This is a genomic window from Gordonia desulfuricans NBRC 100010, assembly GCF_001485495.1.
Classification (GTDB): Bacteria; Actinomycetota; Actinomycetes; order Mycobacteriales; family Mycobacteriaceae; genus Gordonia; species Gordonia desulfuricans.
In genome coordinates this window covers 1-12,668 of sequence record NZ_BCNF01000092.1, presented here as the reverse complement: position 1 = coordinate 12,668, position 12,668 = coordinate 1, and the positions used below count along the sequence as shown (strand labels likewise).

The 12,668-nt window shown below is 69.0% G+C and carries 8 protein-coding genes; 1 reads left to right on the top strand and 7 read right to left on the bottom strand.

From position 1 onward, the window contains the following. Position 1 precedes the first annotated feature (1 nt). The 6 genes from GD1_RS15300 to GD1_RS15275 are packed head-to-tail and all read right to left on the bottom strand — an operon-like array spanning position 2 to position 8,010. Entirely contained in the window at positions 2 to 1,645 is a 1,644-nt protein-coding gene (locus GD1_RS15300; RefSeq protein ID WP_059037986.1) for an AMP-binding protein, read from the bottom strand. A gap of 48 nt (positions 1,646 to 1,693) precedes the next feature. After that, complete coding sequence (locus GD1_RS15295) at positions 1,694 to 2,557, bottom strand: HpcH/HpaI aldolase/citrate lyase family protein (RefSeq protein ID WP_059037984.1); 864 nt, start codon at positions 2,555 to 2,557, stop codon at positions 1,694 to 1,696. Between the two features lie 4 nt (positions 2,558 to 2,561). After that, a complete protein-coding gene (locus GD1_RS15290) occupies positions 2,562 to 3,080 on the bottom strand; it encodes a MaoC family dehydratase (RefSeq protein ID WP_059037983.1) in 519 nt (172 codons plus the stop codon). After that, positions 3,077 to 4,222: an acyl-CoA dehydrogenase family protein gene (locus GD1_RS15285; RefSeq protein ID WP_059037982.1), complete on the bottom strand. Its 1,146-nt coding sequence runs from the start codon at positions 4,220 to 4,222 to the stop codon at positions 3,077 to 3,079. The genes GD1_RS15290 and GD1_RS15285 overlap by 4 nt, the downstream gene beginning before the upstream one ends. Positions 4,223 to 4,280: 58 nt before the next feature. Further along, entirely contained in the window at positions 4,281 to 6,407 is a 2,127-nt protein-coding gene (locus GD1_RS15280; protein WP_083534253.1) for an acetyl/propionyl/methylcrotonyl-CoA carboxylase subunit alpha, read from the bottom strand. A gap of 13 nt (positions 6,408 to 6,420) precedes the next feature. After that, a complete protein-coding gene (locus GD1_RS15275) occupies positions 6,421 to 8,010 on the bottom strand; it encodes a carboxyl transferase domain-containing protein (RefSeq protein WP_059037981.1) in 1,590 nt (529 codons plus the stop codon). A 213-nt stretch (positions 8,011 to 8,223) separates the two neighbouring features. On the opposite strand from GD1_RS15275, the gene GD1_RS15270 reads away from it, so the two are divergent. Beyond that, entirely contained in the window at positions 8,224 to 11,766 is a 3,543-nt protein-coding gene (locus tag GD1_RS15270; RefSeq protein ID WP_059037979.1) for an indolepyruvate ferredoxin oxidoreductase family protein, read from the top strand. Positions 11,767 to 11,787: 21 nt separating this feature from the next. Here GD1_RS15270 and GD1_RS15265 read toward each other — a convergent pair whose 3' ends face one another. Next, positions 11,788 to 12,447, bottom strand: a complete 660-nt coding sequence (locus tag GD1_RS15265) for a DUF5336 domain-containing protein (RefSeq protein WP_059037977.1) — start codon at positions 12,445 to 12,447, stop codon at positions 11,788 to 11,790. Positions 12,448 to 12,668: the final 221 nt, after the last annotated feature.

Here is a 12,668-nt window from a genome sequence, read left to right as displayed (position 1 = left end):
GCTACAACCCCAGGATCTCGACGGCTTCCTCGCGCATCTGTACCTTGCGTACCTTACCGGTCACCGTCATCGGGAACTCCTTGACGACGTGCACATATCGCGGGATCTTGTGGCGGGCGATCTTGCCGGTGGCGAACGCACGCACGTCCTCGGCAGTCAGTTCGAGTGCGCCGTCACGCATCCGGATCCACGCCATCAGTTCCTCGCCGTAGGTGGTGTCGGGAACACCGATCACCTGTGCGTCGAGGATGTCGGGATGGGTGTAGAGGAACTCCTCGATCTCCCGCGGATAGATGTTCTCGCCACCCCGGATCACCATGTCCTTGATCCGGCCGGTGATCCGCACATAGCCGTTCGGATCCATCACCGCGAGGTCTCCGGTACGCATCCACGGTTGCCCGTCGGCATCGCCCGGCGCATGCCGCAGCGCCTCGGCGGTCTTCTCCGGATCGTTCCAATATCCTTGCATCACACTGTAACCACGAGTGCAGAACTCACCGGTCGTACCGCGCGGCAGGATCTCGCCGGTCATCGGGTCGACCACCGAGATCTCCAGGTGCGGCCCGACCCGGCCGACGGTGGTGACACGCAGTTCCAGTGTGTCGTCGACGCGGGTCTGGGTGGACACCGGGGACGTCTCGGTCATGCCGTAGCAGATCGACACCTCGCTCATGTGCATCCGGTCGACCACCTGCCGCATCACCGACTCCGGGCAGGGGGACCCGGCCATGACACCGGTGCGCAGGGTCGACAGGTCGTGGTCGGCACCCGCATCGAGCAGGGCGAGCTCGGCGATGAACATCGTCGGTACCCCGTACAGGCTGGTGCAGCCGTACTCGGCGACGGCGGCCAGGGTGGCCTCCGGGTCGAAGGTCGGCGCCGGGATCACCATGGCCGCACCATGACTGGTGGCCGCGAGATTTCCCATCACCATCCCGAAGCAGTGGTAGAACGGCACCGGGATGCAGATCGCGTCGGCCTCGGAGTAGTTCAGCAACTCCCCCACCAGATACCCGTTGTTGCCGATGTTGCGGTGCGTGAGCGTGGCACCCTTGGGGAAACCGGTTGTGCCCGAGGTGTACTGGATGTTGATCGCATCGTCGGCGGTCAGCGTTGCGGCGCGGGCGGCCACGGCGTCGAGCTCGTCGGCCGACGCCTCCCGGTTGGCATCGGCCCACTCCGGCGACTCGAACAGCACCACCGTGCCCAGCTCCGGGGCCTGCGGGCGTGCCGCGTCGAGCATGCCGGCGTAGTCGGAGTCCTTGTACCGTTCGGCGGCGAAGACCACACTGCTACCCGACTGGATCAGCGCGTACTCGAGCTCGTGCTGACGATAGGCCGGGTTCAGGTTCACCAGGATCGCGCCGATCTCGGCGGTGGCGTACTGGGTGAGCACCCACTCGGCTCGGTTGGGTGACCAGAGACCCACCCGGTCACCGGCGGCGACGCCGAGTCGCAGCAGACCTGCGGCCAGGGCCAGCACATCGCGCCGGAACTCGGTGTAGGTCCACTGACGCCGGGCGGGCGCGTCGACCAGGGCGAGGCGGTCACCGAAGGCGGCCGTCGTGCGCGCCAGGGTCTGCCCGATGGTCTCACCCAACAGTGCGGGCTCGGATTCCCCACGGGCGTGGGACAGTTCGGTCATTCTGGTTCACTTCCTCTGTGTGCCAGTACGTTCCGGCGGTCGGGTGGGTCAGGGGGTGGCGGCGGCGCGGGAGAGCACCGCCTCGGCCTGGCGCAGTACCGGGCCGTCGATCATCTGTCCGTCGATGCTGAACACACCGCCGTGGAACTCCTCGGAGCCGTCGACGACGCGTCGCGCCCATGCGATCTCGTCGTCGGTCGGCTGATAGCCGGCACGGATGGTCGGCACCTGTGACGGGTGGATGCAGGCGGTGGCGGCGTAGCCGAGTGCGACCGCATCGGTCACCTCGGCGACCAGCCCGGCCTCGTCACGGAAGTCCAGGTGCACGGCGTCCACGGCGAACTTGCCGGTGGCCGCCGCGGCCAGCCGGACCTGGGCACGGGCATAGCGGGCGACGTCGCGATAGGTGCCCGGGTCGGGTTCACCGGGACCGAAGCGGCTGGACTTGCCGCCGAGCCCGGCCACGAGGTCTTCGGCACCCCACATCAATCCGATGCAGTTGACCGCCGCGGCGATCTGGTTGGCGGCCACCACCCCGAGCGGGGTCTCGACGAGCGCGATGGTCTGCAGGCCGTGTGCGGTGATCGTCTCCGGTGTCTCGGCCTTCGCCTGCATCACCACCCGGTAGTGGGTGTCGGTGAGGGCGGCCAGATCACGGGCGTGATCGCGGGTGCCGGCCGGATTGATCCGGACGACGGTGCGATCGGGGTCGAGCGGGTGGGCGATCAGCGCCGCGCGGGCGTCGTCGCGGTTGTCCGGCGACACCGCGTCCTCGAGGTCGAGGATCACCACGTCGGCCCTCTCGGCGGCCTTGATGTACCGCTCGGGCCGGTCGGCCGGACAGAACAGCATGGCCGGTCCCGGTGGCATCCAGGAATGTTCGAGGGATTCGACGGTGTTCGGCGTCGTCATGACGTCAGGACTCCTCGGTGGGGCGTTTGCGGACGAGGGTGGCCCGGGCGGCGCGCGCCACGACCTGCCCGTGCTGGTTACGGCCGACGTGGACCAAGTTCACCACGCCCTCACCGGGACGGGACCGGGATTCGCGTTTTCCGGTGCACTCGGTCTCGGCGTAGATCGTGTCCCCGGCGAACAGCGGTGCGGGAAAGGCGACCTCGCTGAAACCGAGGTTGGCCACCAGCGTGCCCTGGGTGAGCTGCGACACCGACAGCCCGACGATGGTCGACAGGGTGAACATCGAGTTGATCAGCCGCTGACCGTCGAAGCCGGGCTGGGTGGCCGACCATGCGGCGTCGAGGTGCAATGCCTGGGTGTTCATCGTGAGTGTGGTGAACAGGACGTTGTCGGCCTCGGTGACGGTACGGCCGGGCCGGTGCTCGTAGACCGTGCCCTCGGCGAACTCCTCGAACCACAGTCCGCGCTGGGTGATCCGGATCGGGGCGCCCGCGGCGGTGCCGATCTCGCCGGTGCTCATGCGAAGCCCAGCTCGCGGGCGATCAGCATGAGCTGCACCTCGGTGGTGCCCTCACCGATCTCGAGGATCTTGGAGTCGCGGTAGTGTCGCGCCACCGGGTACTCGTTCATGAACCCGTAGCCGCCGTGGATCTGGGTGGCCATGCGGGCATTGTCCATCGCGGCCTCGCTGGCGATCATCTTGGCGATCGAGGCCTCCTTCTTGAACGGCTTGCCCGCCAGCATCTTCGCCGCCGCATCGTAGTAGGCGGTCCGGGCGACATGGGCGCGCGCCTCCATCCGGGCGATCGCGAACGAGACCGACTGGTATTCGCCGATCGGGCGGCCGAACGACTGTCGCTCCTTGGCGTACTTGATGCTCTCGTCGACGCAGCCCTGCGCGGCACCGGTGGCGAGTGCGGCGATCGCGACGCGTCCCTCGTCGAGGATCGACAGGAAGTTGGCGTAGCCGCGACCACGCTCCCCGAGCAGGTTCTCCTTGGGTACGCGGACGTCGACGAAGGTCAGCGGATGGGTGTCCGAGGCATTCCAGCCGACCTTGTTGTAGGCCGGTTCGGCGGTGAATCCAGGCGTGCCCGCCGGCACGATGATGGTCGAGATCTCCTTGCGGCCATCGTCTTTGGTACCGGTCACGGCGGTGACGGTGACCAGCGAGGTGATGTCGGTGCCGGAGTTGGTGATGAACTGCTTGGCGCCGTTGACGACCCACGAGTCCCCGTCGTCGACGGCGGTGGTGGCGGTGGCCCCGGCGTCCGAGCCGGCCCCGGGCTCGGTGAGCCCGAATCCGGCGAGGGCGGCCCCGGAGGTGAGGTCGGACAGCCAGCGTTCCTTCTGTTCGGGTGTGCCGTACTTGTGGATCGGCATGGCGCCCAGGCTCACCCCGGCCTCGAGGGTGATCGCCACCGACTGGTCCACCTTGCCGAGTTCCTCCAGGGCCAGGGCGAGGGCAAAGTAGTCGCCGCCCATGCCGCCGTGCTCCTCGGGGAAGGGCAGGCCGAACAGCCCCATCTTGCCCATCTGGGCGACGACCTCGTACGGGAAGCTGTGTTCGGCATCGTGTTTCGCGGCGACCGGTGCCACCACCGACTGCGCGAAGTCGCGCACGGTGTGGATCAGGTCGGTGTATTCCTGGGTCAGTTCCATCGATGGACTCCGTTCCGGGGTCGGGATGCGTGGGGATGTGTACGGATGATCGGGGTGATCATGGTGTGTCCGTGGCGTGTTCGTCGTCTCGCCGAACATGTGCGAGGGTGGCGCCGGCGGCCACCTTGTCGCCCACCGACACCGCGACGGTGACGGTGCCCGCGACCGGGGCGGTCAGGGTGTGCTCCATCTTCATCGCCTCCACGACCACCACCGGGGCACCCTGGGTGACCTCGTCGCCGGTGGCCGCCGACACCGCGACGACGGTGCCGGGCATGGGGCTCAGGACATCTCCGGCGGCCTCGTCGTCGGCGCCCTCGATCAGGGTGCGGGTCAGTTCGACGATCCAGGTGCCGGCGGGTCCGGCGGCCCACCACTGGTCGCCGACCTCGGCCAGCGACCACTGCTGGCTGACGCCGTCGACGACCAGCCGTGCGGTGCGTCCGGTGCCGGTGGCGTGCTGCGCGAGGTATTCCACCCGCGCAGACCAGGGTTCGGCGTTCTCGTCGGGATCGGTGATGGTCACCTCGGCCACCACCCACCGGTCGTCGGCGGACTCGACGAGTGTGGACACCGTCCGGTGGTGGTCACCGGCCGACAACCGGCTGATCACCGGCGCATGTGCGCCCACCCGGAAGCCGACCGCCGACTGCCACACGTCACCGGGATCGCGGTTGCCCACGCGGGCCAGGCCGACCAGGGCCAGCGCCTCGGGTGCCGGTGCGGGTGCGGTGTAGTCGACGACGAGCCGGTCGAGCAGTGCGGTGTCGAGGTCTGCGGTGATCACCTCGGGGCGGGCCAGCACGTGACGACAGAAGTCGATGTTGGTGACCACGCCCAGCACCCGGGTCTGCCCGAGAGCGTGGTCGAGCCGTTCGAGTGCCTCGGCGCGGTCGTCACCGTGGGCGATCACCTTGGCCAGCATCGGGTCGTAGTCGCTGCCGACGACGAGACCCGGGAGCATCGCCGAGTCGAGCCGGACACCCTGACCGGGGGTGGTGTCGGGCTCGGCGAGCGCGACGATCTCACCGCCGGTGGGCAGGAAGCCGTTGGCCGGGTCCTCGGCGTAGACGCGGGCCTCGATGGCGTGGCCGGTGAGGGTCACATCGGACTGTGCGATGGCCAGTTCCTCGCCACGGGCCACCCGGATCTGCTGTTCCACCAGGTCGATTCCGGTGACCAGCTCGGTGACCGGGTGCTCGACCTGCAGGCGGGTGTTCATCTCCATGAAGAAGAACTCGTCGGGCCGGTGGGCGGAGACGATGAACTCCACCGTGCCCGCGCCGGTGTAGCCGACGCTGCGTGCGGCGTCGCAGGCGGCCTGCCCGATGCGCTCGCGGGTGGTCGCGTCCAGCAGCGCCGACGGCGCCTCCTCGATCACCTTCTGGTGCCGGCGCTGCAGGGAGCATTCGCGTTCGCCGAGGTGGATCACGGTGCCGTGGGTGTCGGCGAGTACCTGTACCTCGATGTGCCGCGGGGTGTCGACGAAGTGCTCCAGGAACAGCGTGTCGTCACCGAAGGCCGCGGCGGCCTCGCGGCGTGCGCGGACCAGGGCGTCGGGCAGCCCGGCCGGGTCGTCGACGCGGTGCATACCCTTGCCGCCGCCACCGGCGCTGGGCTTGATCAGCACCGGGAAGCCGATGTCGGGGGCCGCGGCGACGAGGTCGGCGTCGGTCAGTCCCGGCCGGGACAGGCCCGGGACCACCGGGACATCACGGTCGGAGACCGCGGCGCGGGCGGTGATCTTGTCGCCCATGGTGGCGATGGCGGTTGCGGGCGGTCCGATGAACACGATCCCCGCGTCGTCCAGTGCGGCGGCGAATTGCTGGTTCTCGGAAAGGAATCCGTATCCGGGGTGCACGGCGTCGGCACCGGTGGCCGCGGCCGCACCGACCACCGCACCGATGTCGAGGTAGCCGCCGGCCGGACGGGCGGGGTCGGCACCGGGTACCGAGGCGAGCCGGACGGCGGTGTCGGCCTCACGGACGTGCCGGGCGTGGGCATCGGCGTCGGAGTAGATGGCGACGCTGCGGAGTCCGAGGCGACGCAGGGTGGCGATCACGCGGCAGGCGATCTCGCCACGGTTGGCCACCAGCACGGTGCGGATGGTCTGCGGCGCAACGGAATCGGCCGTCCCCGGCGAGGACGTGGGGGTGGTGACGGGAAGGTCGGAGGTCGTCGACATGTGGCTGCTCATCTCACATTCGGAAGACGCCGTAGCGGGGCTCGGACAATGGTGCATACCGGCAGGCCTCGAGTGCGAGGCCGAGCACCGTTCGGGTGTCGGCGGGATCGATGATGCCGTCGTCCCACAGGCGTGCGGTGGAGTAGTAGGCATCCGACTGCCGCTCGAACTGGTCGCGGATCGGTTGTTTGAAGGTCTCCTCGTCGTCGGCCGACCACTCGCTGCCCGACCGTTCGATCTGGTTGCGGCGCACCGTCGCCAGGGTGTCGGCGGCCTGCGGTCCACCCATCACCGAGATCCGGGCGTTGGGCCAGCTCCACAGGAAGCGCGGCGAGTAGGCTCGCCCGCACATCGAGTAGTTGCCCGCACCGAAGGACCCGCCGATCATCACGGTCAGCTTCGGAACCCGGGCGCAGGCAACGGCATTGACCATCTTGGCACCGTTCTTGGCGATGCCGCCCTCCTCGTAGGCGCGGCCCACCATGAAGCCGGTGATGTTCTGCAGGAAGATCAGCGGAATCCGACGCTGGTCGCACAGTTCGATGAAATGTGCGCCCTTGAGGGCGGATTCACTGAACAGCACGCCGTTGTTGGCGATGATGCCGACCGGATGTCCGTGCAGGCGGGCGAAGGCGGTGACCAGCGTGGTGCCGTAGTTCGCCTTGAACTCGGTGTACTCGCCGCCGTCGACGAGGATCTCGATCACCGAGCGCACGTCGTAGGGGGTACGCGGGTCGGTGGGGACCACGTCGTAGATGTCGGTCTGCGGCCGGAGCGCCGGGCGCGGGGCGGTGAGCTCCCACTGCGCCGGGTCACGCGGACCGAGGGTGGCGACGATCTCGCGGACCTTGGCCAGGGCCTGCTCGTCGTTGTCGACCAGGTGGTCGGTGACGCCGGAGACCGAGGAGTGCATGGCGCCGCCACCGAGGTCCTCGGCCGTGACGTCCTCGCCGGTGGCGGCCTTCACCAGCGGCGGACCGGCCAGGAAGATGGTGCCCTGATTGCGGACGATCACGGTCTCGTCGCTCATCGCCGGCACGTAGGCGCCGCCGGCGGTGGACGAACCGAGGACCGCCGAGATCTGCGGGATGCCCGCGGCACTCATGGTGGCCTGGTTGAAGAAGATGCGGCCGAAGTGTTCGCGGTCGGGGAAGACCTCGTCCTGCTGCAGCAGCATGGCACCGCCGGAGTCGACGAGGTAGATGCACGGCAGCCGGTTGGCCGCGGCGATCTCCTGTGCCCGCAGGTGTTTCTTGACCGTGATCGGGTAGTACGTGCCACCGGAGACGGTCGCGTCGTTGGCGATCACCATGCACTCGCGGCCGGCCACGCGGCCGACGCCGGCGATCACGCCCGCCGAGGGCACCTTGCCGTCGTACATCTCGTAGGCGGCGAGCGGGGCCACCTCGAGGAACGGTGATCCGACGTCGAGCAGGCCGTCGACGCGGTCCCGGGGCAACAGCTTGCCGCGGGAGACGTGCCGGTCCCGCGCCGTGGGGCCGCCGCCCTGCGCGACGGTGCCCAGTCGCTCACGCAGGGTGGCGACGTTGGTCAGGTGCGACTCCCGCGATGTGTCGCGGGCGGTGATCGTGGAACCCACCATCTCCCTTTCGGTTAGTGGCGATTAACTGAGCAGAACTGTAGCGCACACCACACGTGATGTCACCCGGTGACCCATTCTCCGCTTGCGACGTGACGCCGGTCACGTTTTTTCGTACCCTGTGGTTGAGTCCCCCACCCCGGGACTCACCACCCCGCGTGGCCGCGGCACACCCGCAGGCGGCCACGGAGAACAACAGAAGGCCAGGTAGAACCCATGACCCTCGCCCCGCATGCCCCAGCGACCAGCGGCCTCGACGACCGCTACGTCCGCGAGTCGGGCACCGTCTTCCTCGGCGGCATCGCCGCACTCGTCCGCATGGTGCGTGACCGTGCCCTCGTCGACCGCCGGATGGATCTGCGCACCGCGTCCTACATCTCCGGCTACGAGGGCTCTCCGCTGGCCGGCTACGACCTCGAGCTCGCCCGCCGCCGGGCCCTGCTCGAACCCCTCGACATCGTCCATCGCCCCGGCCTCAACGAGGAGATCGCGGCGACCTCGGTGATGGGTTCGCAGGTCGCCGCACAGGTCACCGACCTCGCCCCGGACGGCACCGGAAAGACCCGCGCGGGCGTCGTCGGCTACTGGTACGGCAAGGCCCCGGGGCTCGACCGGGCCACCGACGCCCTGCGGCACGCCAACATCATCGGCACCCATCCCGACGGCGGGGCGGTCGCGCTGGTCGGCGACGATCCGGGCGCCAAGAGTTCCACCGTGCCGTGCGCCTCGGAGATGGCCCTCGCCGATCTCTACATCCCGATCCTCTACCCCGCCGACTCCCAGGACATCCTCGACCTCGGTGTGCACGCCGCCCACATGAGCCGGGTCAGCGGACTGTGGACCTCGCTGAAGATCGCCGCGCACGTCGCCGACGGCGCGTCGACGGTGCAGGTCGACCCCACCCGTGTGGTCCCCGACCACGGCGCGCTCGGCCGCAGCCCGCACATCCCGAGCGGACGACTGCTCGGCGCGAGTCTGATGGAGCTCGAACAGAATCAGCTCACCATCCGGCTCCCGCGGGCACGGGAGTACGCGCGGCTCAACGGGATCAACAAGATCGTGGTGCGCTCCGGCGACGACCGGATCGGGATCGTCGCGGCCGGCAAGACCTACCTCGACGTCCGCGAGGCCCTGCACCTGATGGGACTGACCGAGACCGACCTGCATCGCCTCGGGATCCGAATCCTCAAGCTGGGCATGGTCTATCCGCTCGAGCGTGAGATCCTCGACCGGTTCCTCACCGACACCGCCACCGGACACCTCGACGAGGTGATCGTGGTGGAGGAGAAGCGTGACTTCATCGAGACGATGATGCGCGACATCTACTACCGCAGCCCGATCGCCCCGCACATCGTCGGCAAGGAGAACGAGAACGGTTCCACGCTGTTCTCACGCTTCGGTGAGCTCGACGTCGACGCGGTGACCCGCGGACTGGCCGTCCGCCTGGCCCGCCATCATCACGTCGACGCCGCGATCGACTGGCTCGACCAGAGCTCACGACGCCGCACCCGCATCGAGTTGCCCTTGGCGGTGCGCACGCCGTACTACTGCTCGGGATGCCCGCACAACTCCTCCACCACCATGCCCGTCGGCCCCGACGGCACACCGTCGAACACCCTCGTCGGAGCCGGGATCGGTTGTCACGCCATGGTTCTGCTGATGGACCCGCACCAGGTCGGCAACATCGCCGGGATCACCCAGATGGGCGGCGAGGGTGCGCAGTGGCTGGGCATGGCGCCGTTCGTCGCCGCCGATCACTTCGTGCAGAACATCGGTGACGGCACCTTCGCGCATTCCGGTTCGCTCGCCGTGCGCGCCGCCGTCGCCTCCGGCGAGAACATCACCTACAAGCTGCTCTACAACGGCACCGTCGCGATGACCGGCGGCCAGGACCCGGTGGGCGAGATGGGACTCGACCGGCTCACCCGGCTGCTGCTCGCCGAGGGTGTCGCGAAGGTGGTGGTCACCACCGACGACGTGTCGCGCACGATCGGCAACGACCTGGCACCCGGTGTGCTGGTGCGTCCGCGCGACGAACTGGCCGACGTCCAGGCCGAGCTCGCGACCGTACCCGGGGTCACCGTACTGATCCACGATCAGCACTGTGCCGCGGAGAAGCGGCGCAAGCGCAAGCGCGGTGTGCTGCCCACCCCCACCACCAAGGTGATGATCAACGAGCGGCTCTGCGAGGGTTGCGGTGACTGTGGCGAGAAGTCGAATTGCCTGTCGGTGCACCCGGTGTCCACCGAGTTCGGTCGCAAGACCCAGATCGATCAGGGTTCCTGCAACCTGGACTACTCGTGTCTGGCCGGCGACTGCCCGTCGTTCGTCACCGTCACCCCCGGCACCCGTGAGGTGGCCGCCGCACCCACCCTGGTCGCCGAGCGCGATCTCCCCGAACCGGCGCGGCGTGTCCTCACCGGCACGGATGTGTCCACCGTCCGGATCACCGGGATCGGTGGCACCGGGGTGGTCACCCTGAGTCAGGTGCTGGCCACCGCGGCGAGTTTCGACGGGTTGTCGGCGCGTACGGTCGACATGACCGGGCTCGCCCAGAAGGGCGGTGCGGTGGTGGGCGATCTGAAGATCTCCGCGCGGCCCATCGAGCTGGCCGCCAAGGTCGCCTCCGGCACCTGTGACCTGTACCTGGCGTGCGACGCACTGGTGGGCTCCGACCCGGTCAACCTCAAGGTCGCCGCGCCGGAGCGGACCACCGCGGTGGTGGCCACCACCCGGATCCCGACCGGCGCCATGGTGATCGACACCTCGGTCGGATTCCCGTCGGATGCGCAGATCCACGATGCGATCGACGGACGGATGGCCCGCACCGTCTATCTCGATCCCGGCGAGTTGAGCACCGCACTGCTCGGGCACGAGCAGTACGCCAACATGCTCGCCGTCGGCGCCGCCTACCAGACCGGATCGCTGCCGATCACCGCCGCGTCCATCGAACGGGCGATCAGCACCAACGGGGTCGCGGTGGAGGCCAACATCGCCGCATTCCGGTGGGGCAGGCAGATGATCGTCGACCCGGGGGCGGTGACCGCAGAGATCGCCCGCCGGCATCCGGGCACCGCGACACCCGAACCGAGTTCGGAAGCCCGCGAGCAGGTTCGCGCGATGGGCGTCCTCGACGAGGACCTCACCCACACCATCGCGCTGCGGGTCGACGAGCTCGTCGCCTACGCCGACCGTCGTTACGCCGCAGACTATCTGGACGTCCTCGACCGGGTTGTCCGCTCGGGAATCGGGATCACCGTGCTCGACGCGGTGGCCCGTCACCTGTACAAGCTGATGGCCTACAAGGACGAGTACGAGGTGGCCCGGCTGACCGCCGACGCCGTCTTCGCCGCCCAGATCGCCGACGAGTTCGGGCCGGATGCGAAGGTCGCCATCCGGCTGCATCCGCCCACCCTGCGGTCGATGGGGATGAAGAACAAGATGTCCCTCGGGCGGTGGGCGAAGCCGGGGATGAGCACCCTCGCGCGGATGAAGAAGCTGCGCGGCACACCGCTGGACCCGTTCGGCCGCACCGAGATCCGACGGACCGAACGAGCCCTGGTGGTGGAGTACCGGGAACTCGTCGACGCGATCCTCACCGCGTGGTCCGACGGCACCGTCGGTGACGCGCAGGTGCCGGCACTGACCGAACTGGCCGCCCTACCCGACATGATCCGCGGCTACGAGGGCATCAAGATGGCCAACGTCGAGCGGTATCACGCCGAATTGGTAACGCGCCGAGCAGCTCTGAGAATCTGACGGACCGCCCGATCCGACGGGTCACGGCCGGCGGGCGAGCCCGTCGAGGACGGCCGCTCCGATCAGCAGCGCCACCTGCAGGAAACCGAAGATCAGCGCCACGATCGCCCCGGCCCCCATGTTCAGGACCGGGGCGGTCGTGACGGTGAGGGCGGCGGCGAACAGGGCCAGCCAGGCGCCGGCGGCGATCACCGCGAGGAACGGGACCGCACGCCGGAACCGCGGTACCAGCGCCAGACCGGTGGCCACGGCGACGGCGCCCAGGATGATCAGGAACTTGCCCGGATTGAGCACGATCTCGTAGGAGAGGAAGCCCGGGATGCCGTTGTTCCCGGCGGCGTAGTCGTCGCCCCAGCGTTCGAGTTCTCGGTCGCTGACGTTGTTGATGCCCACCCAGCTGACGAATCCCATGAAGTAGGTGATCACCCCGGCGACCGTGGCCGCGATCAACAGCAGCGACGGCAGCTGGGTCCGGGCGTCGAACTGCCGGGCCGGCGGTTGCGGTGCACCCCAGCCCATGGTGCCCGGCTGGGGCACACCCTGCGGCGGCAGTCCCTGCGGGGGCACGCCCTGCGGCGGTCCGGCCTGCGGCACCGCCCCGGGCTGCGCACCCCATTGCCCGGAGGGCTGCTGGGTGGTCGGCTGCCACTGCTGCCCGGTGGTCGGTTCCCCTGGATTCACGTCTGATCTCCCCTTCGACTCGAGCGGCGCGCATATGTCCCGGTCAGACTAGAAGGTGACGGTCGATCCCGTCGACGAAATCCGCACGATGTCATTCGGCCGGACGGTGCCGGTCCGCGCCGCGTCCCTCGTCGCATGTGGTCACCTCGACGAACCTCAGACCGCCGAGCTCGGATCGCGACCACTTCGGAGGTGGTCACCACCCAGCCCACGCTGCGGAG